Source organism: Streptomyces sp. HNM0574 (genome assembly GCF_012726235.1).
In the GTDB taxonomy this organism is placed as follows: Bacteria; Actinomycetota; Actinomycetes; order Streptomycetales; family Streptomycetaceae; genus Streptomyces.
The window spans coordinates 433,663-458,218 of sequence record NZ_JAASAH010000003.1; the positions used below are offsets into that span (position 1 = coordinate 433,663).

Sequence of the window (24,556 nt, forward strand, 5' to 3'; positions counted from 1 at the left end):
ATCCTATTACGTCCCCACTTCTCTAAAATTGCCTACATGACGACGAGTGTGCGGGCTGCTGAGGCCACGGGGGCGCCGGAAGCGCCCCCGGAGCAGCGGACGAGGAGCGACCTGGCGCTGGCCTTCCGGGACACGAGCTCCGTGGGGCTGGGGCTGTTTCCGCTGGGTATCGCCTTCGGGGTGCTGGTCGTGCACTCCGGGCTGCCCTGGTGGTGGGCGGTGCTGTGCACCGCGCTGGTGTACGCGGGCTCGCTGGAGTTCCTGCTCGTCGGGCTGGTGCTGGCGGCGGTGCCGCTGGCGCAGGTCGCGCTGACCGCGTTCCTCGTCAACTTCCGGCACGTGTTCTACGCGCTGTCCTTCCCGCTGCACCGGGTGCGCAGCAAGCGCGGCAAGGCGTACGGCACCTTCTCGCTGACCGACGAGGCGTACGCGCTGACCGCCACCGAACCGGCCGCGCCGCAGGCGCCGATGACCGGCGGGCGCATCCTGTGGCTGCAGTTCTTCTGTCACGCCTACTGGGTCACCGGGGCCGTCGCGGGCGCGCTGCTCGGCGGGCTGATACCCGACGCCGTCGTCGGCCTCGAATTCGCACTCACCGCGCTCTTCGTGGTCCTGGCCATCGACGGCATCCGGGCCAGGCGGGACATCCCGACGCCGGTGCTCGCGCTGCTCAGCTCGGTGGTCGCCGCCGTCGTGCTGCCGGACCAGATGCTGGTGCTGGCGATGGCGCTGTTCGTGGGCTCGCTGGTGGTGCGGTACGTGCTGACCGGCCGCGGCGGGCGCGGGCCCGCGGCGGACGAACCGGCCGGACGGGAGCAGGAGTTGGGGGGTGCCGTCCGTGCCTAGCACCGGATACCTGATCGCCGCGGTCGCCGTCGCGGCCGCCGTCACCTGGGCGCTGCGCGCCGTCCCGTTCGCGGCGCTGGCGCCGCTGCGCGAGTCGCCCGTACTGCACTACCTCAGCGCGCACATGCCCGCCGGGATCATGGTGGTGCTCGTGGCCTACTCGGTGCACAACGCCGACCTGCGCACCCCGCCGCACGCGGCCGCGCTCGGCATCGCGCTGATCGTCACCGTCGGGCTGCACCTGTGGCGGGGGAACGCGCTGCTGAGCATCCTCACCGGCACCGCCGTGCACGTGGCCCTGGCCAGCACGATCCTCGCGGCCTGACCCGCACCCGGCCCGTCGCCCGCGTCCGCCTCCCGAGGGAGGACGGGCGCGGGCGACGCGTTTCCGGGGCGGCGTACCGCGACTCCCGCGCCCGGGCGAAAGTTCCGGTTTCCATGGATTCTCACTCAGCCGTGTGAGCGGATAGTGACGTACCTCACAGGGTGCGCAATGCTCCTTGCGATCAAGGAACTTCGCACTCCCCTGGAGGCGCACCATGGCCAGCCCGCAGCACGCCGTCGTCCTCATGGATCCGGACCCGCTCCGCCGGGCCAGGCTCGCCGAGGTCTTCACCGAGTGGTACGGCGACCAGTTCGCACTGGTCCTCACCGGCGACGAGGCCGACGTCGGACGGGCCAGGACCGCGCTCGGCGAACAGGGCACCTCCACGGCCCTGATCGCCGCCGTCGCGGACGGCGGCGAACCGCCCGCCGCCCTCACCGCCACGGGCACGCCGGCGGACGGCACCGGCACCGAACCCGCGCGGGTGTGGCTCGCGCCCGACGGGGTGGGCGGGGAGGACCAGGCGGGCGCGGCCGGGGAGTCGGACGAGGGCCTGCCGCGCCTCTCCTTCACCGGGCGGCGCCCCGCCGATCTCAACATCCCTGCGCTGGACGAGGAGTTGTGCCGCTGGTGGAAGCGGCTCCCGGAGGCGGCGCAGCGGCGCCTGCCGATGGCGCGTATCGAGGGGCACTTCAGGTCGCCCCGGGCCTTCGAGGCACGGGCCTTCCTCGCCGGGAGCGGGGTGCTGTTCTGCTGGCAGGAGTCGAAGGACCGCGAGACCGTGCGCATCTGGCCGCCCCTCGCGACCGACCCACTGGTCAACCCGAGCCTGGCCCGGCTCGCGGTGGCCTTCAAGCTGGTGGACGAGCCCGAGCAGGACTGGCTGGACGTCGTGGTCGTCGGCGGCGGCCCCGCCGGGCTGTCGGCCGCCGTGTACGCGGGGACCGAGGGCCTCAAGGCCCTGGTGCTGGAGGACGACGTGCCCGGCGGGCAGGCCGGGACCACCTCCGAGATCGCCAACTTCTTCGGCTTCCCGGACGGCGTCTCCGGCTTCGACCTCGCCCGCAGGGCGCTCACACAGGCCCGCAAGTACGGCGTGACCTGGCAACCGGCCCACCCCGCAACCCAGTTGACGCCCGGCACGGCGGAGAAGCCGCACACCGTCTGGCTGGACGGCAAGAGCTACCGGGCCGGAGCCGTGATCCTCGCGGGCGGGCTGACCTGGAGCCGGCTCAGGCCCGAGGTGGAGAACAAGCTGGTGGGCTCCGGCGTGTACTACCACGCGCTCACCTCCGACGCCCCGTCCACGAAGGGCTCCCAGGTCGCGATCGTCGGCGGCGGGAACTCGGCGGGCCAGGCGGCGCTGCACTTCGCGCGGTACGCCGAGCACGTCACGCTGCTCATCCGGGGCAAGAACATCCGGGACAAGATGTCGAGCTACCTGGTCGACCGCATCGAGGCGCAGCCGTCGAAGATCACGGTGTCCACGGAGACCGAGGTGACCAAGTGCCTCCCGGACGACAAGGGTGAACTGGCCGAGCTGGAGATCAAGACCCGGGGGAAGCCCGGCAGGCTGAAGGTGTCCTGGCTGTACGTGCTGATCGGCGGGAAGCCCAACACCGCCTGGTTCAGCGGCGCCGTGAAGAAGGAGAGCTTCCTCTCGGCCGTCAACGGCACCGTCCTGACCGGTTCGCACCTTCCCGGGGACATCGAGCGGCTGGCGGAGGTCGTCAAGAAGGCCAGGGAGGAGGGCACGAAGAAGGGGCTGACCGGCGAGGCCCTGCGCAAGTTCGTGGAGGAGAAGGCCGCCCGGGCGCGGAACAGCTCCACGCAGACCGGCATCCCCGGCATCTACGCGATCGGGGACCTCCAGTACGGGAACCCGGCACGGGTCGGCGCCGCCGTCGGCCAGGGCTCGGCCGTCATCGCCGAGCTGTTCGGCTACATCGCTCAACACCCGGACCTCTTCCCCACGTTCAAGCTCCCCGACCGGGAGACCGGGTCCCCCGCCTGAGCACCGCCCGCCCCGCCCCGGAAGGACACGCCTCCGTGCACCACCCCCGCCGCACTCCCCGCAGGCGGCTCGCCCGCCTCGTCCCGCTGCTCGCGCTATTCCTGCTCGCCGCGCTGAGCGGCGCCGGAAGCACCGCCTCCGCCGGTCCCCCGACGGCGCCGCACACCGCCCGCACCGCCCCGCCCGAACACGACCCCACGCCCGAGCAGATCAAGGAGGCCGTCGGCCGGGCGCTCGCCTACCCCTACGAGGACGTGACCGGCTCGTACCTCTTCGTCAACGGGAAGAAGTTCGACTACACCGACCTCGGCCGCGACGCCATGCGCGACGCCAGAATCCGCACCGACGAGGGCACGCCCACGGTCGCCGAGCACTTCCGGCGGCACCCCGTGACGCCGACCGGCAAGCTCCCGCCCGCCGCGAAGGACCGGACGGTGGTGATCGCCTACGGCGCGAACCGGGCCCCGTCCGCCCTCGCCCGCAAGTACGCGTCCGCGAACTTCAAGCGCGGCTGGTCCGCGATCCCCGTACTCAAGGCGAAGCTCAAGGACTTCGAGATCACCCACGCCTCGCACTACTACGGCAACGGCAACCTGCCCGCGACCCTCCGGTACGCCAAGGGCGCCGAGTCCGAGGTCTTCCTGACCCTGCTGGACGAGGACGAACTCCAGCGGATGCACGCCACCGAAGGGCTCGACGCGCACTCGACCCGCAGCTGGTACCACTTCGCCGAACTCTCCGGCCTCGGCCTGGAGACGGCCGGCGGCCTCGGCTCCCGGGACACCCGTCTCGGCCGGGCCCACGTCTACATCGACAACTACGGCTCGGCGGTCACCGGCGGCCGCACGTACAGCCTGGAGAAGGTACGCGGCACCCCGGTGCAGAGCCCGAAGCAGAGCCAGCGCCAGATCCTCGACCGTACGGCCCGGGACGTGGAGTCCGTGGAGGTGCCGTCCTGGGTGCAGAAGAGGTGCCGTCCGTACCAGGGGGCCGAGCGGTTCGCCTGCGAGACGTACGTCGACCCGTGCATCCGCGCGGGCCGGACGGAACGGCTGATGCGGCACTCCGAACTCTTCGCGCTGCCGCCCGAGTCGGGGATCCGCCACCGGACCGTCGCCGGGGCACGGGTGCCGGGCAACCCCGGCATCTATCCGGGCCCGCTCTGCCCGGAGATCCCGCACCACTGAACAACGGGCCCCCGCCTTCAGGGGGTTGACCCACCGGCGCACCGGCGCGCGCACCGCGTTCCGGTGCGCCGGTGCGCCGTCGGCGTGCCTCCCCCCGGGGATTTCGCGACGGCACGTCGGCCCGGCAGCGGCCACCGGCTCCCGGAAGATCGGCGCGGTGCCCGCGTACGCGCGGCGCACGGCACCGAGCACAGTGATCCCGCACCGATTCGAGGTACCGGCATGGACCGCCGCAGCTTTCACCGGGGGGCCGCCCTGACCCTCGCCGTCCCCTGGGCGAGCGGCCTCACCACGGGCGCCCCGCCCGCCTCCGCGCACGGCGGCGGGAAGGCGGCCCCCGCCTCGGGCGAGGGCTGCCGCCGCGAGCTCGCCGAGTACCGGCTGCCGGGGGCCGAGCAGACGCACGAGATCCTGCGGCTGCCCGGCAAGCCGTACGCGCTGGTCACGCAGCAGGGCCCCAGCAGACTGGTGAAGCTGGAGATCGACCCGCGGACCGGGAAGGTCCTCGATCACCGCGGCTTCACCCACCTCGCCCCCGAGAACGCGATGCTGCACGGCCTCGCCGCCTCCCGGAAGCACCCGGGGCTGGTCTGGGCGACGACCGAATCACCCGAGCAGAGCGCCCTGTTGCTCATCGACCCCGGCATGAACGGGCTCGACGAGAAGCCGGCCGTCAAGCAGCACGTGGGGCTGCCCGACGGCATGGGCCCGCACTACGTCGGCGAGTTCGGGGACGAGGTGTGGGCCACCCTCAAGGGCAGCAACCAGGTACTGCGCTACCCGCTCAACAGCCCCCACTACAGGTTCTACGACGCGAAGGCGCAGCCCATCTTCGTCGCCCGCCACCCCGGCAGCGGCGACTTCTACGTCAGCCAGGACTCCTCCAGCGCCCTGCTCCACATCGACCCGCGCACCCACCGGACCCGGCAGATCCCGGTGCCGCCCGAACGCGGCACCCTGCCCGTCGGCCTCGTCCCCGGCCCGGGCCCGGGAGGCGGCGCGCTGTGGGTGGTGCTGCTCGGCTCGAAAGAGACCGGCACCGGCACCTTCGGCCGCGTCGGCGCGGACGGCGACATCGCCTGGTTCCGGCTGCGCTCCCCCGAGGTCCGCGAGGCCGGACTGCTGCACGTCGCCTTCGACCCGCCCGAGTCGAAGCGCGGCCCGGGCCTCTGGCTGCTCGGCTCGTCGATCATCTCCTCACGGGTGCTGGACGTGATCGTGCGCGTCGACTTCGACCAGGACTACACCCGGCCCGGCCGCGAGGAGGTCGCCGTGCTCCCCACCCAACTGTGCAAGGCCCACCGCCTGTTGCCGCTCCCCGACGGCGTCCTCGCCACCGAGCTGACCAGCTCCACCGTCGCCACCCTGACCGTCGCCCCGCACTGCCACTGGGACCCGCCGACCACCCCGGCCCCCGGCGAGCCCGCCTGAGTACGCGTACCGCACACGACCGCCCCGGCACGGAGACCCGTGCCGGGGCGGTGCGCTGCGGGAGGGCGCCGGGACGGCGCCGGTCCGTCAGGAGAACCAGACGGACCGGACCTCCAGCCGCTCGGAGCCGTAACCACCGTGCGCGCGGTGCTTGAAGGACGGGCCCTGGCAGTTCGCGTCCTTGAAGACGGTGGCCTGCGCGTCCGTGTGGTTCCGGGTCGAGTGCGCCGGCGGGGTGGCCCGCGGGTCGCTCACCTCGGGCAGCGTGACGCACTGGCCGCTCGGCGGGTCCGTGAGGGCCGCGACGCCCTGCCCCGGAACCTCGTACAGGAAGTCGCCCGTGGCCGCGCTCGCGGAGGCGGGGAGGCTCAGCGCGAGGGCGAAGGCTCCGGCGGTGACGGCGACGGCGTGACGAAGACGCATCTGGTCTTGCCTTTCTGGGAGTTCACAGGTCGGCCGGCGACCGTGGAAGATCGCCGGGCGCCGGTTGTCTCCCCCGCCGCCGACCCCGCAATGCCGCTGCTCACCCGAAAGTGGCTGGTCACCGCCCCATCGGGTGAGCGGTCAACACACCGCGCCGCACCGTCCGTTCGGCCTCCGCGACCCGAACGCGCCGCGCTACCGCGCCTGTTGCTCCGGACGCTCCCGCGCCGTCTCCACCGCCGCCTGCGGGCGGATCGGCAGCCGGTTCGCCGGGCGGCCCGTGGCGGACCGTACGGCCGAGGCGACCGCCGCAGGGGAGACCACGACCGGCACCGCCGAGGCGGCCTTGGCGCCGAAGGGCGCGACGACGTCCCGCTCCTCGATCAGCTTCACGATGCGGATGTCGGGCGCGTCCAGCGCCGTCGGCAGCGCGTACCCCGTGAGGTCGGGCTGCCGGACAACTCCCCTGGCCACCCGCAGGTGTTCGGTGAGCGCGGCCCCGATGCCCTGGGTCACCCCGGCCTCGATGCGGGCCCGCAGCTGCCGCGGGTTGAGCACCCGGCCGACGTCCTGCGCGACGGCCATCTCCACCACCCGCACCGAACCCAGCTCGACGTCCACGTCGACCACGGCGCGTACGGCGGCGAAGGCGAGGCCCACGAAGGCGTCGCCCTGGCCCGTCTCGTCCAGCGGCTCCGTCGGGTGCGGGCGGCACTGGGCCGTGGCCCACAGCTCCTTGCCCTCCAGCGCCTCGGCGACCGTCGTCGACAGCACCCCGTCGTAAGAGGTGATCTTGCCGTCGGAGATGGACAGCAGCTCGGCCGACATCCCGAACTTCGCGGCGAGCGGCTGGAGAAGCTGCGTGCGCACCATCTTCGCCGCGCGCTCGACGGCGCCGCCCGACACCCAGGTGTGCCGCCCGCGCGCGCCCGCGCCCGCCGGGGGCTGGTCGGTGTCGACGGAAGCGACGTGCACCTCGTCCACGCCGAGGGTCTCCTGCACGATCTGCCGCGCGAGGGTCGAGAAGCCCTGACCCGTCTCCACCGCGGCGCACATCACCGTCGCGACCGAACCGCTGACCTTGACCGTCGCCGTGGAGACCTCGTCCGTCGCCTCGGCGCCGAGCATGTGCACCATGCCCAGCGCGTAGCCGACGCCGCGCCGCACCGCGCCCGGGTCGCCGGCGCCGTCCGGGCCGCCCGGCAGCAGCCAGTCCGCCTCGGGGCTGTCCTTCGGCAGCGGCGGGAGGGGCTCCTCCCGTACGGCGTCGAGCAGTTCGGCGACCGGGGCCGGGCAGGTGATGGTCTGGCCCGTGGGCAGCAGATCGCCGGTGGCCAGCACGTTCCGCATGCGCAGCTCGGCCGGGTCCAGGCCGAGCTTCGCCGCGAGCTTGTCCATCTGGCCCTCGTACGCGGCGCACACCTGCATGGCGCCCTCGCCGCGCACGTGCCCGGCGGGCGGGTTGTTGGTACGCACCGCCCAGCCGTCGATCACCGCGTGCGGGACGACGTACGGGCCGCAGGCGAAGGACACGGCGGCGGCGAGCACATCGGAGGAGGTGTCCGCGTACGCGCCGGCGTCGAGCAGGATCTGCGCCTCGACCTTGAGCAACTTGCCCTCGCCGTCCGCGTGGTGGCGGAAGCGGAGCAGGGTCGGGTGCCGGTGCGCGTGCCCGAGGAAGGACTCCTCACGGGTCGCCGCGATCTTGACGGGCCGCCCCGTACGCATCGCCAGCAGCCCGAGCGGGACCTGGAGCGCGGTGTCCTCGCGGTCGCCCATCGCACCGGGCACGCCCGTGACGACGATCTTGACCTTCTCCGGGGGCAGGCCGAAGCAGGCGGCGGCCAGATCGCGGTCGGTGTGCGGGTCCGTCGAGGCGGTGTAGATCTCGACGCCGCCCTCGGGGCGCGGCACGGCCAGCCCGGCCTCGGCGCCGATGGGCGCCGGGTCCTGCCGCCCGATGCGGTACAGCCCCTCCACGACGACCTCGCCGGTGATCTCCGGGTCGCCGAAGCGGAGCGGGATGTGCCGGATCAGGTTCCCGTCCGGGTGCAGCGGTTCGGCCCCGAAGGACGCCTCGGGGTCGGTGACCGGCTCCAGGACCTCGTACTCGACGTCGATGGCGGCGGCCGCCATCCGCGCGGTGTCCGGATGGTCGGCGGCGACGGCGGCGATCGGCTCGCCGTAGTAGCGCACCACGTCCCGCGCGAACGCGGGCTGGTCCGCGACCCGCCGACCGTGCCCGGCCTCACCGGGCACGTCGAGGTGCGTGACGACGGCGTGCACCCCCGGCATGGCCTCGGCCTGCGCGGTGTCGAGCGAGCGGATGCGGGCGTGCGGGTGCGGGGCGCGCAGCACCGTCGCCCACAGCAGCCCCTCGGCCCACAGGTCCGCGGCGTACGGGAAGGTGCCCGCCGCCTTCGCCGGCGCGTCCTCGGAGGGCACGGACGCACCGATGCCGTGCGGCGTCACGGCGGCGGCCCTGGCGTCGAGCGGCGGAAGTGCCGTGCCCTCAGCGGGAGTTGCCGTGATGGCACCGTGGCCGTCGGCCGTACCAGTCATGCCGCCTGTGCCTTTCCGCATCGTCTGCGTCGTGAACTGCGTGATGGACGGGGTGCGCCGGTGGTGCCGGAGCCGGTCACCGGGGGCCGTCCTCGGGTACCTGGGCGCCGCCCGCGCCGGGGCCCGCCTGGTGCGGGATGCGGGCGGTGACCTCCGCCGGGTGCTCGGCGGGCTGCTGCCCCGCCTCGGGTCCGGACTGCGCGTCCTGCCCCTGCTGCCCGTCCTGCTCCGCGTGCTGGGCCTTGGCCGCCCGCTCGTCCACGACGGTGCGGACGGCGTCGAGCACGCCCCGGTAGCCCGAGCACCGGCACAGGTTGCCGCAGATGGCCTGCCGGGTCTCCAGCTCGGTCGGCTTGTGGTTGCCCTCCAGCAGGTCGTGCACCGCCATCGCCATGCCGGGCACGCAGAAGCCGCACTGCACCGCGCCGGAACAGGCCAGCGCCCGCTGCACGTCGGACTGTTCGCCGTCCGTCGCCAGCCCCTCGACCGTACGGATCTCGCTCCCGGCCGCCGTCGCCGCCGGGACCAGGCAGGCCGCGACCAGCCGGCCGTCGACCTGCACCGAGCAGGCGCCGCACTCGCCCTGCGAGCAGCCGTCCTTGGCGCCCGCCAGCCCGAGCCGCTCGCGCAGCACGTACAGCAGCGACTCCCCGATCCACGACTCGGAGACCAGCCGGTCGACGCCGTTGACGTGCAGCACGTAGGAGGTGTGCGGGTGCTCGGTGTCGACGGCCGGGACCTCGGCGACGGGCGTCCCGGCCGGGGCGTCCGGGGCCGGGGCGTCCGCTGCCGGGGGCTCGTCGGGGGCCGGGGCGTCGGTGGCGGGTTCGGTGCCTTCGGGCGCGGGGTCCGTGCCGGGTTCGGCCGTGGGTTCGGTCTCGGGTTCGGCTGCCGGTTCGGCTTCGGCGCCCGCGGGTTCCGGAACCGGTTCCGCTTCGGCTTCCGGCGGGGTTCCGGTTTCCGGCCCGGGGGCACCGTCCGGCTCGACGGCGTCGCCGGGCGCGGGCTCCGGGGCGGCGTCCCGGGGCTCGGGGGCCGCCGCGTCACCGGCGTCCTCCGGCTCCGGTCCGGCGGACGGGAACTCCTCGCCGGGGACGGGCTGTTCCGCCGCGGACGCCTCCGGGGCGCCGGTGAACGGCTGCTCCTGCGGGGACAGTTCGCCGGTGCCGGACGTCGCCTCCTGCGGCAGCGCGCCGGGGCCGTACGCGGCGGGCTCCGGGACGTCCTGCTGCGCGGGCAGCGCGTCCGGTTCCGGAAGCGGCCCGGACAGCGGTCCGGGAAGGGATTCCGCCTGCGGTTCCGGCCGGGGCTGCGGCTGGGCGAGCGAGTACGGCTGGGGCTGCGCGTAGGCGTCGGCGACCGGGGGCAGGCCCTGGCCGCCGTCGTACGTGCCGTCCGGCTGGGGCTCGAAATCGCTCAACGCCCGGGCGTGCGGCTGCGCCTGCGGGTACGGCTGCGGCTCGCCGGGCAGTCCGCCGTCGGGTACGGGGCCGCCCGGGTGCTCCGGAAGGTTCTGCTCCGGTGCCGGGAGGCCGGGGTCGACGCCGGTGCCGAGCGGACGGCGGGTGCGCGCCTCGTGCGAGCCCGCGAGCGCGGCGGCCGCGCCCAGCGACGGGCCGGCGCCCGGCTCGGTGCCGTGCTCGGAACCGGTGCTCAGCATCCCGGCGTTGAAGCCCGAACCGCCCCGCTGCGCGGTGCTCTCCTGGCCGTGCGCGGCCTCGCTCTGCGAGTCCGGTGCCTGCGGTGCGAACGGCAGCGTCCAGTGGCCGGTCGCCGCGGGGTCGGTGGTCGCGGCCGGGGTCGGCGGGCCCGGAGCGGGGTCGTAGGTGCCCGCCGCCGGGTCGATCGCCGGGGGGGTGTACGCGCCCTGGCCGGTGCCGGGCGCCGCGAGCGGGTCGCCGTAGCCCTGGGCGCCGGTGCCGGTACCCGCGAACGGGTCGGCGCCGGGCAGGCCCCCGGCCGGGAGCTGCACGAAGGCCGTGGCGTCCGCGTCGTACTCGCCCGCGCCCCAGCTCTGGGTGGGCCGCGGGTAGGAGGCGGGGCCGCCCCAGTCGCCCGCGCCCTGCTCCGGCGCCACCTGCCCGGAGCCGTCGTAGCCGGAAGTCCCGTACCCGGACGCGTCGTAGCCGCCGGGGGCGTAACCGGAATTGTCGTACCCGGCGCCGTACCCGGCGGGCTCGTAGCCGTCGTACCGGGCTGCCTCGAAGCCCTGGCCCGCCGTGTGCCCGGCGGGCGCCTCGAAGTGCGCGGGGTCGTACGGGGTGCCCTCGGGGGGCGTGCCGTCCCACGCGGGGTCGTAACCGGAACCGGCGGCGGGCCAGCTCTGGCCGCCGTCGTGGCTCCGGTACTGCCCGTCGTACGGCTCCTCGCGAGGGGTGTCGTACCCGGAGCCCTCGTAGTCGTGCCCGTTGCTCATGCGAGTGCCCTTCCGAGTCCACGGCGCGCGAGGGTGGCCACCGTGCGCCGCAAGTGCAGTGCCGCGGGCGGGAGTACGGGCGTTTCTCCGCCGTCCTCCGCCGGTGCCGGGTCCGGAATGCAGGCCATGGCGACGTACTCCCCGAAGGCGTCCAGAGCTTCGCGGTTGAGCGCGCGGTCGCCGTCCCAGTCGATGAGGGACGCGATCCAGCGCTCGGCCTCCAGCGGGCGCAGCGGCATCGGCGCGACCCCGCCGACCGCGCAGCGCACCCCGCGCCGCGCCGGGTCGAGGACGACGGCGACCGAGGCCAGCGCGCGGCCGGGGCCGGTGCGCGCGGTGGCCTTGAGGAAGGTCTGCGGCGCGTGCAGCAGCGGCACCCGCACATGGCCGACGATCTCGCCGGGCCGCAGCATCTCGACTCCCGCGAGGAGATGGCTGACGGGCACCTCGCGGCGCGCGCCCTCGGCGCCCGCGATGACGAGTCCGGCCTCCAGCGCGGCCAGCACCGGGAGGGTGTCCCCGGTGGGCGCGGCGCTGACGATGTTGCCGCCGAGGGTGCCCGCGTTCCGCACCTGCGGCGGTCCGGCGGCGCGGGACGCGGCGGCGAGCGCGGGGATGAGCGCGGCGAAGTCGGGGCGGCCCATGCGGGCGTGGGTGAGTCCGGCGCCGAGCAGGGCGTGCCCGTCGAGGTACTGCCAGCCGCGGATCTCGGAGACGCGGCCGAGGCCGACGAGCGCGGACGGACGCAATTGGCCGGAATTGATCCCCACCATCAGGTCCGTTCCGCCCGCGACGGGGACGGCGGCGGGCACGGCCGCGAGCGCGGCGGTGGCCTCGTCGAGGGTGGTCGGCAGCATGACAGACGGCACAGCCTCGGGTGCATGCCGTACATGCTGCGCGTGCGTGCTCACTCCAGCTGCCCCTTCCCCGGTGGACCCGGCTGCCGTGCCCGTACGGTACGTGCTCACAGCCCGGACGTGGCAACTCTGGCACATCTCACCATGCTGCTGACGCGAGGGCCCGGGAAGGGTGCATGCATCACGGAAATCCGCTGTTGCCCGCGTAACGAACAGATGTGCCGAAATCCCCCGCTGTCACCGGTCGGTGAGCTTCGCCCGCCGGGAACGCCCGCGCCGCGGGAGGGACCGGGAGCAGGGGCCGTCGCGCACTTCGGGGGGCTTCGGGCGGCTCGGCGCGTGCTTCGGGGACTTCCGGGGGATTCGGGGCGCTTCGGGGGACTCGGCCTGCCGCGATGAGATGTCGGGGAACAGCCGGTGAACGCCGAGGGGCGGGGGTGCGGGAGCGCGCGCCCGCACCCCCCGTGCGCTCACACGATCGGGGGCGCTCCCTCGATCGGGCGCCCGGCCAGGCCGGGGCGCCGCTGCCAGGGGTACGGGCCCGAGCGCGGCCGGTAGCCGACGCCGAGCGCGTCGAGCCGGGCCGAGTGCGCCTGTTCCAGGCGGCGTTCGAAGCCGGCGAAGTCCCGCCGCTCCGGGGCCGGGAGCGGCGACCAGGCCACCTCGGCGAGCGCGACCAGCCGCGGGAAGAGCTGGTAGTCCACGCGCTGCGGGGTCTCGGCGACCTCGGTCCACATGTTCGCCTGCGTCCCCAGCACCCGCGCCTCGGCCTCGGTACCGGCCAACTCCGGCGGCACGGGCTCGAAGTGGTACACGTCGCGCAGGGTGCGGACGTAGCCGATCGGCACCGGCTCGTCCTCGCCGCCGTCCTGCCGGTGGTCGAAGTACACCTGCTGCTCGGGGCACATGACGACGTCGTGCCCGGCCCGCGCGGCCGCGACCCCGCCCGCGTACCCGCGCCAGGACGAGACGGCGGCGCCCGCGGACAGGACCGCCCGGGACGGGGCGTCCGGCGCGTGGCCGGTGCCCTCCCTGGGGTCGCCCCCGTTGAGGATCTCGTCCCAGCCGACGAGCCGGCGTCCGCGCTCCGCGAGCCAGCGGTCGAAGTGCCGGACGAACCACGCCTGGAGGGCGTCCTCGTCGGCCAGGCCCTCCTCGCGCATCCGGCGCTGTGCCGTGGCGGAGGCGCGCCACTGGTCCTTGGGGCACTCGTCGCCGCCGAGGTGCACGTAGCGGGACGGGAAGAGCTCCAGCACCTCGCTGAGCACGTCCTCGTAGAAGCGGAGGACGGTGTCGGTGGGGGCGAGGATGTTCGGGCTGATGCCCCAGTCCGTCCACACCTCCATCGCGTCGGTGTCCACGGCGTCGGCGTTGCCGAGTTCGGGGTACGCGGTGATCGCGGCCTGGGAGTGCCCGGGGACGTCGATCTCGGGGACGACGGTGATGTGCCGGTCCGCCGCGTACGCGACGATCTCGCGGATGTCGTCCTGCGTGTACCAGCCGCCGTGCGGGCGGACGTCCCACAGGTCGGAGGCGCGGTGGCCGAGCTTGGTGCGGTGGCGCCAGCTCGCGGTCCCGGTCAGCTTCGGGTGGGCGCGCACCTCCAGGCGCCAGCCCTGGTCGTCGGTGAGGTGCAGGTGCAGGGTGTTGAGCTTGTGCGCGGCGAGCAGGTCGAGGACGCGGAGGACGCCGTCCTTGGGCATGAAGTGCCGGGCCACGTCGAGCATCAGCCCGCGCCAGCCGAACCGGGGCGCGTCCTCGACGTGTTGGGACGGGACGTGCCAGGTGCGGCGCTCCGGGTCGGTGCGGGCGCGGCGGAACGCGTCGGGGCCGAGCAGCTGACGGAGCGTCTGCGCGGCCCAGAACACCCCGGCCGGGCCGCCGCCGGTGAGTTCGACGGCGTCCTCGGTGACGTCCAGTCGGTAGGACTCGGGCCCGTGTTCGGCGGCCAGGTCCGGGTCGGTGCGCAGCAGGAGCACGCCGTCGGGTCCTGGCGCCTCGCCGGCGGGCGGCAGGGGCAGACCGGTGGCGGGGGTGAGGACGGCGCGCAGCCAGGCCGCGGTGTGCTCGGTGCCGGGGGCGGCGTCGAGGCGGGTGCCGGGGCCGAAGGTGAAGCCGGGGCCTGTGCCGGGGAGGACGGTGCGGGGCTCGGGGACGAGTCCGTGCGGGTCCATGGGGTGTTCACTCCTGACGGGATCGGCTGAACGGCGGTGCGGGGCACGGGAGTCGGGGCGGTCAGTCCTTGACGGCGCCGCCGAGACCGGAGACGAGCCTGCGGTGCACCAGGACGAAGAAGACCAGCACGGGCAGGGTCATCACGGTGGACGCGGCCATCACGCCGCCCCAGTCGGGCGTCTCGGTGTCGAAGAAGACGAGCAGCGCCATCGGCAGCGTGGAGTTCTCCGTCGCGGAGATGATGAAGGACTTCGCGAACAGGAAGTCGTTCCAGGTGGAGATGAAGGAGAACACGCTCGTCGCGACCAGCCCGGGAAGGACCAGCGGGAAGAGGATCTGCCAGAGGAATCGCCGCCGGCTCGCGCCGTCGATGAACGCCTGCTCCTCCAGGGAATCCGGTACCGCCTTGACGAAGCCGCGCAGCATCCACACCGCGAAGGGCAGCGCGAAGGCGATGTGCGGAAGGATCAGCGAGGCAAGGGTGTTGAGCGCGCCGACGTCCCGCATGAGGAAGAACATCGGAATGGTCAGTGCCTCGATCGGCACCATCTGGGCCACCAGAAACATGATCATGACCGAGGTCCGCAGGCGGAAGCGGAACCGGGTGACGGCGGTGGCGGCGAGAAAGGCGATGGCCGCCGAGGCCACCACGACGGTGCCCGCGACGAGCAGGCTGTTGGCGAAGTAGCGGCCGAAGTCGTCCTGTGCGAAGACCCGTCGGAAGGAGTCCAGCGACGGGTTCAGCGTCCACGGAACGGGCTGTCCCGACTGCACTTCTCCCTCGGGTTTGAACGCGGAGAGCACCATCCAGTACAGCGGAAAGGCCACCAGTACGGCGATGACGAGCGCCGACCCCTCCGCGACGAGCCGCCACGGGCGGCGGACCGCGCCCTTGAATCCTGCGGTGCCGGACGGGCTCACAGCTCCTCCTCCCCCGAGCGGCGCAGCAGCCGCAGATACACGAGCGTGACTCCCAGCAGAAGCAGCAGCATCACGACGCCGATCGCGGAGCCGAGGCTGTACTGCGAGGAGGCGAAGGCTTTCTGATAGGCGTACACATTCAGCACCAGGTTCTGGCCCGCGATACCGCCGCCGTCGGTCATCACGTAGATCTGCGTGAAGACCTTGAAGTCCCAGATGACCGACTGGATCGTGACGACGACGAGAATCGGGCGCAGCATCGGCGCCAGGACGCTGCGCCAGGTCCGCCACATCGAGGCGCCGTCCAGCGCCGCCGCCTCCAGCACCTCCTGCGGGACGGCCTTGATCCCGGCGTAGACGGTCACCATCACCAGCGGGAACGAGCACCACACGACCTCCATGAGGACGAGTGCGAAGGCGCTGTACTTCCCGTACGTCCAGGAGAAGTCGCCGAGTCCCAGCAGCCGGTTGACGGGGCCGAAATCGGGGTCGAAGAGCAGCATCCACACGGTCGATCCGGTGATTGCCGGGGTGGCCCAGGCGCCGAGTGCGGCGAGCATCAGCACCAGCCGCGGGACGGCCCGTATCCGGGTCAGCAGCACGGCGAGCGAACAGCCCACGAGGAGCGTTCCGGTGACGCAGGCGGCGGCGAACAGGACGGTGGCGAGGGTGACTTCCCAGAACTGCGGGTCGCCGAAGAGCTCCGCGTAATTGCCCAGTCCCCGGAAGGAGGTGGGAACGCCGCCGCTGACCTGCGCCTGGGTGTATTCCAGGAAGGAGATCAGCCCGAGCTGGTAGATCGGGTAGAGGAGCAGTCCCGCGATCACCACGAGCGCGGGCGCGAGATAGAGCCAGGGGGTACGGGCGCTGCCGCGGATTCCCCGCGGTGGCCTGTGCGCGGTCACGCTCACCGGCTGAAGACCTCCTCCATCATCTCGTCGGCCTCGGCCGCCGCGCCGTCGACGTCCGTCTGTCCCTGTGCGACGCGCTGGAACATCACGGGCAGAATCCGTCCGGCGTCGATCTCGGCCCAGCCGGGCGCAACCGGAACGAATTCCGCGCCCGCGTCGAGGGTTTCCACGAAGGGCCTCACGAACGGCTCCTCCTTCGCCACCTCGGCCCGGGTGTCGGTGTAGGTGGGGAGGAATCCCATGCCCTGGAAGAACCGCTTCTGGGCCTTCTTTCCGGCGAGTTCCTTCATCAGTTCCCCGGCGAGCGTCCGGTGCGAACTGCTGCGCAGAATCCCGATGTTGTTGCCCCCGGCGAAGGCGGGCGCGATCGTGCCCTTCTTCACGCCCGGCAGCGGGACGACGCCGTACTTCCCCTTGCTCTTTCCGGCGTCGACGGCCTGCCGGTTGAAGTCGCCGCCGATGACCATTCCGGCCTTTCCGCCGGCGAAGGCGTCCACGGCCTCGTTGCCGGTCATCTGCGCGCAGTTGCCCGGCGGGCAGATGTCCTCGGAGAGCAGGCGCGCGTACGCGGCGATGCCCTTCTTCGCGGCCGGACTGTCGACGCGCGCGGTGTACCGGACGGCCTCGCCGGAGCCGCCTTCGCCGTCAGACTTCCCGGTGGCGCGGGCGAGTTCGCCGCCGTGCGCCCAGAGGAAGGGCAGCGCGGCGTAGGTGTAGGCGCCGCCGGTGGCGAGCCCGTACAGCTCGGGGCGCTCCGCGCGGATCTTCCGGGCCGTCGAGGTCAGCTCGGCGAGGGTGCGCGGGGGTTCGAGGCCGAGCTCCTCGAAGACGTCGGTGCGGTAGTACAGGGCCCGCGCGCCGACGAACAGCGGCACCCCGTACCGCTTCCCGCCGACGGTGACGCCGCGCTCGGCGGTGGGGTCGATGTCCTCGGCCGCGTCCCAGTCCGCGAACTCCCGTTCCACGTCGGCGAGTCCGCCGTTGACGACGTAGCCAGCGGTGTCGGTGTTGCCGAACTCCATCAGGTCGGGCGCCGAGGCCGGGTCGTTGAACGCGCCCTTGACCTTCTCGGCCCGGCTGTCGACCGGGATGTACTGGACCTCGACCCGCACCCCGCGGTGCCGCCGCTCGAAGTCCCGGACGACGTCGTCGACCACGCGTTCCTTCGGCTTGTTCGCGACCTCGCGGAAGAGCCAGACCCGGAGCGTCCCGGTCTTCTCGTCCTTCTGCGGGCCGCCTCCGGCCACGGACGTGGACGGTGCGCACCCGGCCACCGCCGTCCCCGCCATCGCGAGCGCCGCCACGGTGGCGGCGATGCGCGTACCCAACCTCACGGCCATACCCCCAAGCCCCTTGCGGCCCCGCGGAGTTCGGCTCCAGCTCAGCACTGGTCCGGCACCGGGCCAGGCCCGGACGGACTCCTGCTGATTGCACTATCCGCAACGCCGGTTTCGCGGTGCACAACTTCCGCAGGAGATTACGAGCCGCCACAGCGCCCCACAAGTGGTCTCGACCAATTTCCCGGATCGAGATGTCACCGGACGCCGTTCCGCACAACCCCCGTACACAGCACGGCGCGCCCTGCCCGTTCCCGGAGGAAGGGCAGGGCGCGCCGTGTGAGCCCGATGGCGGGGCCGCCGGGGGGCGGCCGGAAACAGGTGGTGCGGTGGGGCTGCGGCTACTTCTTGCCGTCGCCGCCCTTTCCGTCCTTGCCGCCCTTGCCGCCGTCGGCACCCATGGTCTCGAAGATCTCCTTGCACATGGGGCACACCGGGTACTTCTTCGGGTCACGCCCGGGGACCCAGACCTTGCCGCAGAGCGCGACGACGGGGGTGCCGTCCATGGCGCTCGCCATGATCTTGTCCTTCTGGACGTAGTGCGCGAACCGCTCGTGGTCGCCGTCACCGTGCGAGGTCTGCGGGGTGGGCTCGACGAGGGTGTCGGTGCTGGCTCCGCGCTCGGGCTCAAGAGGAGTGCTCATACGAACCAAGCCTAATTCAGCGAAGGATCGTCCGGGTACGTGGCCACCATCGCGAGTTCACCACGTTGACGCCGCAGCACGGACCGCCACAGCCCCTCCGGCGCGGGCGAGGAGACGTCCCCCGGCTCGGACTCCACGACGTACCAGGCGCCCTCGGCCAGCTCCTTCGCCAACTGCCCCGGACCCCAGCCCGCGTACCCGGCGAAGATGCGCAGCGAGCCCAGCTCCGCGGCCAGCAGCTCGGGCGGCGCCTCCAGGTCCACCAGCCCGATCGCGCCGTACACCCGGCGCCAGCCCAGCGGCCCGTCGCTGTCGCTCTCGTCACCCGGACCCGCGGGCCCCGGCGCCGGCTCCTCCGCCGCGCCGCCGTGCGGCACCTCACCCGCGTCGCCGTCCGGGGCGCCCGCGGTGGCCGTGCGCTCACCGGACGCGGTCGCGCCGTGCGCCGCGGGGACGACGGCCACGCCGAGCGCGGCGTCCAGCGAGACCGGCCCGCCCTGGAAGACGACGCCCGGCTCACCGGTGAACGCGGCCCACGGCTCCAGGATGTCGCCGACGTCCACCGGCGTCGGCCGGTTGAGGATCACGCCCAGCGAGCCCTCGTCGTCGTGGTCGAGGAGCAGCACTACGGAACGGTGGAAGTTCGGGTCGGACAGCACGGGTGTGGCGACGAGCAGCCGACCGGCCAGCGGGGACGCCTCGGTCATGCCGCAATGATCCCGCAACCACGGCCTCAGCGGCACCGGACGACCGGAATCCGGCCCCGCCGGTTTCCCCGCGGGGGACGGTTTCCGGCCCCGGCCGCCTCGGGAACCGGCGGGCGGCGGCGTGAGACTCGTCTCCCGCGCTCTTCGCCAGGTGGCCGCCGCCCGACGCGGCCGGCGCCCCGGCGGTTCCCGCGCCCGCGGTGTTCCCGGCCACAACAGGCCCCGGAGAACGGCCTGTTCCGCTCCGGAAGGTGACCCTCCGGGACCTCACGGGAACAGTGCGTGGCGCCCGGCGTCCCGGGCCGACCGCACCGCGTGACTCCACCGCGTCACGGAGCGAGGAGGTGGCCTCCGGCCTTACCCCACAAGGGCCGGCGGCCATTACGATTACCTTTTGTCCCACCCCGTCTCCAGGAACGCGGAGCTCCATGACCGTCTCGACTGACGACGTACTCCTTGTCCACGGCGGCACACCGCTGAAGGGCGAGATCCGTGTCCGCGGTGCGAAGAACCTTGTGCCGAAGGCCATGGTCGCGGCGCTGCTCGGCAGCGAGCCCAGCCGACTGCGCAACGTGCCCGACATCCGCGATGTCCGGGTCGTCCGCGGGCTGCTGCAGCTGCACGGCACGACCGTCCGCGCCGGAGACGAACCCGGGGAACTCGTCCTCGACCCCTCGCACGTCGAGAGCGCCAACGTCGCGGACATCGACGCGCACGCCGGCTCCTCGCGCATCCCGATCCTCTTCTGCGGACCGCTGCTGCACCGCCTCGGCCACGCCTTCATCCCGGGCCTGGGCGGCTGCGACATCGGCGGCCGGCCCGTGGACTTCCACTTCGACGTGCTGCGGCAGTTCGGCGCGACGATCGAGAAGCGCGCCGACGGCCAGTACCTGGAGGCCCCGCAGCGGCTGCGCGGCACCAAGATCCGGCTGCCGTACCCGTCCGTCGGCTCCACCGAGCAGGTGCTGCTGACGGCGGTCCTCGCCGAGGGGGTGACCGAGCTCTCCAACGCCGCGGTCGAGCCCGAGATCGAGGACCTCATCTGCGTCCTGCAGAAGATGGGCGCGATCATCTCGGTGGACACCGACCGGACGATCCGGATCACCGGTGTCGACAAGCTCGGCGGCTACACCCACCGCGCGCTCCCGGACCGGCTGGAGGCCGCGTCCTGGGCCAGCGCCGCGCTCGCCACCGAGGGCGAGGTCTTCGTCCACGGCGCGCAGCAGAAGTCGATGATGACCTTCCTCAACACCTTCCGGAAGGTCGGCGGCGCCTTCGAGATCCTCGACGAGGGCATACGGTTCTGGCACCCCGGCGGGCCGCTCAAGTCCATCGCGCTGGAGACCGACGTCCACCCCGGCTTCCAGACGGACTGGCAGCAGCCGCTGGTCGTCGCCCTCACCCAGGGCACGGGGCTGTCCATCGTCCACGAGACGGTGTACGAGTCGCGGCTCGGCTTCACCGAGGCGCTGAACCAGATGGGCGCGCACATCCAGCTCTACCGCGAGTGCCTCGGCGGCTCCGCCTGCCGCTTCGGGCAGCGCAACTTCCTGCACTCCGCGGTGGTTTCGGGCCCGACCAAGCTCCAGGGCGCCGATCTGGTCATCCCCGACCTGCGCGGCGGTTTCTCGTACCTGATCGCCGCCCTCGCGGCCCAGGGCACCTCGCGGGTGCACGGCATCGACCTGATCAACCGGGGCTACGAGAACTTCATGGAGAAGCTCGCCTCCCTCGGCGCGAAGGTGGAACGGCCTTCGGCCTGACGCCGTCCCGGGTGTTCGCGCGATTCCCCGCGCCCCGTGAAGGGGCGCGGGGAATCGCGCTACTTCACGGCGAACGTCGTGACGACGGCCGCGTGGTCCGTCGGCCAGGAGTTGGACGCGTGGTCCGGCATCCGCGCCGGGTCGCCCGTCACCACGGCCCGCGAGTCCTTCACCGTCAGCTTCGAGCCCGCGTAGTCGACGAAGTCGATCCGGTCCTGCGGCTCGGCCCGGCCCCCGTAGTCCGCGTTCTTCTCGGGCGCGACGGGCGACCAGGTGTGGCCGGGCTCGGCCGCCGGGTCGGGGTGCGCCTCGCGGAAGGAGTCCTTCAGCCCGGCGTCCTCGACGGCCTTGGTCGCGGGCCACTCCACCGGCTTGTCGTACGCGCAGCCGGCGTCCCGCTTGCCCTGCTTCCAGTCCAGGTGCGACGGGGTGTTGAAGTCCCCGACGAGCAACACCGGCGTCCGGTCCGCCCGTTCGACCTTCGGTGCCAGCTCCCTGGCGATCTCCTGCGCCTGCGGCGTACGCCCCGACTCCTTCTCCCGTTCCATGATCCGCTCGACGCTCATCCCGTCGAAGCAGGCGTCGTACGGTCCGTACGGGGTGTAGCCGAGGTGCGCGGAGTAGAACTCGACCTCCTGGCCGGTCTTCTCGTCGATCCGCACCCGCGCGCCCACCGCGCCCTCCAGCTGCGTCTTCCCGCCGGTGACGGGGAAGCGGCTGACGAACCCGCGGTCGGCGGCCGGCTGGTAGTGGTGCCAGCCCAGCTTCTCGGCCAGCGCCTCGGTCGCCTCCCGCGTGGACTCCTGGAGCCCGACGATGTCGGCGTCCTGCTCCTCCACCACCCGGGCCAGCTTGGTGACGCCGTCCTCGACCTGGCCTCCCGCGTGCCAGGTGTTGAGGCTCATCACCGTCAACTCGCCCGCCGCTCCCCGTGGTTGCCGCTCGGGCGCGGCCGAGGCGGAGGTGGCCGAAACCGTGCTCGCCGCCAGGACGAGAACGGCGGCCGTGCCGAGGACGGTGTGCCGCGTACTGCTCATCAGGTCACTCCTTGCCGGTCGGTGCGGACGTGGCACCCGCCGGCCCCGTACGGGGCTGGACGAGTACCGGGTGGTCGTGCGGGGTGATGACGCAGCGGGCGCCGGGCGCGAGCGCGGCGGCCTCCCGGCTGGGCAGGTCGGCCTTGAACTCGGCACCCGAGGCGGCCGCGAGATGCAGCCGGGTGGTGGCCCCGAGGAAGGTCGCCACCCGCACCGTGACCTCCTCCCCCGCCGTCTCCGCGCCGTCCGCCGCCCCCACGCTCAGGCTCTCCGGCCGCAGCAGCACGTCGACCTCGGTGCCCGCCGCGGGCACCTCGCCGTGCACCGGCAGGGCGCGGCCGAACAGCGCGACGGTGCCGTCCTCGCGGACGGTGCCGGGCAGCCGGTTCATCGTGCCGACGAACTCGGCGACGAACGGCGTCGCGGGCCGCTCGTACAACTCGGCCGGGGCGGCGCACTGTTCGAGCCTGCCGTCCTTCATCACGGCGACGCGGTCGGCCATCGACAGCGCCTCCTCCTGGTCGTGCGTGACGAAGACGGTGGTGATGCCCAGCTCCAGCTGAATCCGCCGGATCTCCTCGCGCAGCTGGAGCCGCACCTTGGCGTCCAGCGCGGACAGCGGCTCGTCCAGCAGCAGCACGCGCGGGCGTACGGCCAGCGCGCGGGCGAGCGCGACGCGCTGCTGCTGGCCGCCGGAGAGCTGGTGCGGGTAGTGCTCGGCGCGGCCCGGGAGCCCGACGAGGTCCAGGAGTTCGGCGGCCCGCTCCCGGCGCTCGGCCGCGCCGACCTTCCGTACCCGCAGGCCGTACGCGACGTTCTCGGCCGCCGTCATGTTCGGGAAGAGGCTGTAGGACTGGAAGACCATGCCGATGTCCCGGCGGTTGGCCGGTACGGAGGTGAGCTCCTCGCCGTCCATGCTCAGTTCGCCCGCGTCGGTGCTCTCGAACCCGGCGATGATGCGCAGCGCGGTGGTCTTCCCGCAGCCCGACGGGCCGAGCAGCGCGACGAGTTCACCGGGCTCGATGTCCAGGTCGAGCCCGTCCAGCGCGGTCGTCCCGGCGAAGGCCCGGCGCAGGCCGCGCAGCCGTACGGGCACGCCGCCGCGCGGGGCCGTCGCGGTGCCGGGGCCCGTCGCGGGGTCCGCCGGTTCCCGGGTGCCGGGTTCGGGGGTGGTCGCGGGTGCGGGGGTCATGCGGGGTTCCTCCGGTTGCGGGTACGGCTGCGGCGGGACGTGCGGGCGCCCGCGAGGGCGGTGAGCAGGAGCAGCAGCCCCCAGGTGAAGAGCAGGCTCAGCATGGCGGCGGCGCCGGAGAGCTGCCCGTCCCCGCTGTCGTTGGCCTCGACCATCCACACGGGGAAGGTCGAAAAGCCCAGGACGGACGCGACGGTGTACTCGCCGAGCACCATCGCCAGGCTCAGCACGGAGCCGCTGATCAGCGCGGAGCGCAGGTTGGGCACGACGACGCGGGCGAGCGTCGCCAGCCGTCCGGCCCCCAGGCTGCGGCTGGACTCGACGAGGGTGCGCAGGTCGACGCCGCGGATACCGGCGTCCAGCGCGCGGTACATGAACGGCAGCGACATCACGGTGTAGACGAACACCAGGATCAGCGGGAAGTCCTGGTTCTGGAGCACCATGAAGGTCTGGAAGAAGTAGGTGTCCGCGAGCATCGGCGCCCAGGACAGCACCGTCGACACTCCCGCGACGAGCGCGATGGGCGGCACCACCAGCGGTGTCATGCACAGCAGTTGGACGATTCCGCGCAGCCGCGGCAGGTGCAGCGAGACCACGACCACGGCGGGCACGAGCAGCAGCAGCGTCAGCAGCACGGTGCACAGCCCGAGCCCGACGGACAGCAGCAGGCTGCGGCCCAGCGCCGGGGAGACCAGCCCCTCGGTGTAGGCGCCGAGGTCCACGCCGCCGGTGCCGTCGTCCACGGTGAACCAGAGCGTGGCCGCCACCGGCACCAGGAAGTACAGCCCCGCGAGCAGCAGCACCAGGCCCCGCCCGGAGGGAAGGCGCGCGCCCGGAGCCGCCGGGGCCGCCTGGGTGTTCAGCCGAGCCATCGGGCGCTCCTGCGCTGCAGCGGGATCTGTACGGCCATCACCAGCAGCGCGATGACGACCATGTTGAGGCTCATCGCCAGCGCCAGGTTCTCCTGGCCGACGATGACGTTTCCGGCGAGGGTGTTGGCGATCTGCACGGTGATCAGCTGCACCGAACTGCCCACCATCACCGCCGCCGTGGCGTGTGAGGCGAAGGCGGTGCCGAACAGCAGCACCGCGCCGCCCAGCAGCGAGGGCAGCAGCACGGGCACGCCCACGTGCCGCCAGTACTGGCCGCGGGTGGCGCCGCAGGACGCGGCCGCCTCCTGCCACTGGGTGCGCAGCCCGTCCAGCGCGGGCAGCACGGTGACCACCATCAGCGGGACGAGGAAGTACAGGTAGGCCAGGACGAGTCCGGTGAAGGTGTAGAGGCTGAACCCGGCGCGCTGGAGCTCGAACAGGCGGGTCAGGGTGCCGCTGGTGCCGAGCGTCGCGATGAACGCGAAGGCGAGCGGCGCACCGCTGAAGTTGGCGAAGACGCCGGAGGCGGAGACGACGAGCTTGCGCAGCGCGGGCCGCCCGGAGGAGACCACGGCCTGCGCGACGAGCGTCCCGAGGACGGTGGCCAGCACCGCGCCCAGCAGGGAGAGCCGGAGGCTTCCGGCGAGCCCGTCGGCGTAGGCGCCCTGGAGCGAGTCGCCGATGTTGGTCAGCCCGAAGTGGCTGCGTCCGGTGTCCGGGTCGGTGACGGTGAGGGCCCCGTACACCATGGTGCCCGCCGGGAGCCCGAAGCAGAGGGCCAGGAAGGCGAAGAAGGGGACGACGGCGGGCCAGCGTTGGCGGCGGGCCGCGCGCCGCCCGGGGCGGGCGGCCGGTTCCGGTCCGGCGGGATGTCGGGTGGGCGGTGCTGCGGACCGCTCGGGGGTGAGTGCACTCATCGGCGGGGGTTTCTGTCGG

General features: G+C 73.2%; 20 protein-coding genes. 6 read left to right on the plus strand and 14 right to left on the minus strand.

Annotated elements, in window-relative coordinates; translation table 11 throughout:
• Window positions 1–36 precede the first annotated feature (36 nt).
• The 5 genes from HCC30_RS08665 (at window position 37) to HCC30_RS08685 (ending at window position 5,803) form a co-directional block, all read left to right on the plus strand.
• Window positions 37–846, plus strand: a complete 810-nt coding sequence (locus HCC30_RS08665) for an AzlC family ABC transporter permease (RefSeq protein WP_169441737.1) — start codon at window positions 37–39, stop codon at window positions 844–846.
• Window positions 839–1,171 carry an AzlD domain-containing protein gene (locus tag HCC30_RS08670; RefSeq protein ID WP_169441739.1) on the plus strand — a complete coding sequence of 111 codons (333 nt, stop codon included), beginning with the start codon at window positions 839–841 and terminating at the stop codon, window positions 1,169–1,171. The genes HCC30_RS08665 and HCC30_RS08670 overlap by 8 nt, the downstream gene beginning before the upstream one ends.
• 214 nt (window positions 1,172–1,385) lie before the next feature.
• Entirely contained in the window at window positions 1,386–3,185 is a 1,800-nt protein-coding gene (locus tag HCC30_RS08675) for an NAD(P)/FAD-dependent oxidoreductase (RefSeq protein ID WP_169441740.1), read from the plus strand.
• Between the two features lie 35 nt (window positions 3,186–3,220).
• Window positions 3,221–4,372 carry a hypothetical protein gene (locus HCC30_RS08680; RefSeq protein WP_169441742.1) on the plus strand — a complete coding sequence of 384 codons (1,152 nt, stop codon included), beginning with the start codon at window positions 3,221–3,223 and terminating at the stop codon, window positions 4,370–4,372.
• Between the two features lie 222 nt (window positions 4,373–4,594).
• Window positions 4,595–5,803 (plus strand): hypothetical protein, encoded by a 1,209-nt coding sequence (locus HCC30_RS08685; protein ID WP_169441744.1) that lies wholly within the window; start codon window positions 4,595–4,597, stop codon window positions 5,801–5,803.
• 87 nt (window positions 5,804–5,890) lie between these two features.
• On the opposite strand, the gene HCC30_RS08690 is transcribed toward HCC30_RS08685, so the two are convergent.
• The 10 genes from HCC30_RS08690 to HCC30_RS08735 form a co-directional block, all read right to left on the minus strand.
• Entirely contained in the window at window positions 5,891–6,226 is a 336-nt protein-coding gene (locus HCC30_RS08690) for a hypothetical protein (RefSeq protein WP_169441745.1), read from the minus strand.
• A gap of 195 nt (window positions 6,227–6,421) precedes the next feature.
• Entirely contained in the window at window positions 6,422–8,788 is a 2,367-nt protein-coding gene (locus tag HCC30_RS08695) for a molybdopterin cofactor-binding domain-containing protein (protein WP_169441747.1), read from the minus strand.
• Window positions 8,789–8,864: 76 nt separating this feature from the next.
• A complete protein-coding gene (locus HCC30_RS28505) occupies window positions 8,865–11,204 on the minus strand; it encodes a 2Fe-2S iron-sulfur cluster-binding protein (protein WP_240979404.1) in 2,340 nt (779 codons plus the stop codon).
• A complete protein-coding gene (locus HCC30_RS08705; protein ID WP_240979405.1) occupies window positions 11,201–12,061 on the minus strand; it encodes an FAD binding domain-containing protein in 861 nt (286 codons plus the stop codon). Before HCC30_RS08705 ends, HCC30_RS28505 begins: the two co-directional genes overlap by 4 nt.
• A gap of 470 nt (window positions 12,062–12,531) precedes the next feature.
• Window positions 12,532–14,235 carry a beta-N-acetylhexosaminidase gene (locus HCC30_RS08710; RefSeq protein ID WP_169441750.1) on the minus strand — a complete coding sequence of 568 codons (1,704 nt, stop codon included), beginning with the start codon at window positions 14,233–14,235 and terminating at the stop codon, window positions 12,532–12,534.
• A gap of 61 nt (window positions 14,236–14,296) precedes the next feature.
• Window positions 14,297–15,157, minus strand: coding sequence for a carbohydrate ABC transporter permease (locus HCC30_RS08715; RefSeq protein WP_169441751.1), 861 nt, complete (start codon window positions 15,155–15,157; stop codon window positions 14,297–14,299).
• Complete coding sequence (locus HCC30_RS08720) at window positions 15,154–16,068, minus strand: sugar ABC transporter permease (RefSeq protein WP_169441753.1); 915 nt, start codon at window positions 16,066–16,068, stop codon at window positions 15,154–15,156. The genes HCC30_RS08715 and HCC30_RS08720 overlap by 4 nt, the downstream gene beginning before the upstream one ends.
• Window positions 16,065–17,402 (minus strand): extracellular solute-binding protein, encoded by a 1,338-nt coding sequence (locus HCC30_RS08725; RefSeq protein WP_169441887.1) that lies wholly within the window; start codon window positions 17,400–17,402, stop codon window positions 16,065–16,067. Before HCC30_RS08725 ends, HCC30_RS08720 begins: the two co-directional genes overlap by 4 nt.
• A 344-nt stretch (window positions 17,403–17,746) precedes the next feature.
• A complete protein-coding gene (locus HCC30_RS08730) occupies window positions 17,747–18,049 on the minus strand; it encodes a DUF3039 domain-containing protein (protein WP_169441755.1) in 303 nt (100 codons plus the stop codon).
• 11 nt (window positions 18,050–18,060) lie between these two features.
• On the minus strand, window positions 18,061–18,756 hold the full coding sequence (locus tag HCC30_RS08735; protein ID WP_169441756.1) for a YqgE/AlgH family protein: 696 nt from the start codon (window positions 18,754–18,756) through the stop codon (window positions 18,061–18,063).
• A gap of 428 nt (window positions 18,757–19,184) precedes the next feature.
• Between HCC30_RS08735 and murA the strand changes: the two genes are divergently transcribed.
• Window positions 19,185–20,519: a UDP-N-acetylglucosamine 1-carboxyvinyltransferase gene (murA, locus tag HCC30_RS08740; RefSeq protein WP_169441758.1), complete on the plus strand. Its 1,335-nt coding sequence runs from the start codon at window positions 19,185–19,187 to the stop codon at window positions 20,517–20,519.
• Window positions 20,520–20,578: 59 nt separating this feature from the next.
• On the opposite strand, the gene HCC30_RS08745 is transcribed toward murA, so the two are convergent.
• From HCC30_RS08745 to HCC30_RS08760, 4 genes are read right to left on the minus strand one after another with little or no spacing between them, the layout of a single operon-like run.
• Window positions 20,579–21,556 carry an endonuclease/exonuclease/phosphatase family protein gene (locus HCC30_RS08745; protein ID WP_169441759.1) on the minus strand — a complete coding sequence of 326 codons (978 nt, stop codon included), beginning with the start codon at window positions 21,554–21,556 and terminating at the stop codon, window positions 20,579–20,581.
• Window positions 21,557–21,560: 4 nt separating this feature from the next.
• Window positions 21,561–22,748, minus strand: coding sequence for an ABC transporter ATP-binding protein (locus HCC30_RS08750; RefSeq protein WP_169441760.1), 1,188 nt, complete (start codon window positions 22,746–22,748; stop codon window positions 21,561–21,563).
• Window positions 22,745–23,620 carry an ABC transporter permease subunit gene (locus tag HCC30_RS08755; protein ID WP_169441761.1) on the minus strand — a complete coding sequence of 292 codons (876 nt, stop codon included), beginning with the start codon at window positions 23,618–23,620 and terminating at the stop codon, window positions 22,745–22,747. Before HCC30_RS08755 ends, HCC30_RS08750 begins: the two co-directional genes overlap by 4 nt.
• On the minus strand, window positions 23,608–24,537 hold the full coding sequence (locus HCC30_RS08760; RefSeq protein ID WP_169441763.1) for an ABC transporter permease subunit: 930 nt from the start codon (window positions 24,535–24,537) through the stop codon (window positions 23,608–23,610). Before HCC30_RS08760 ends, HCC30_RS08755 begins: the two co-directional genes overlap by 13 nt.
• Between the last annotated feature and the right edge of the window lie 19 nt (window positions 24,538–24,556).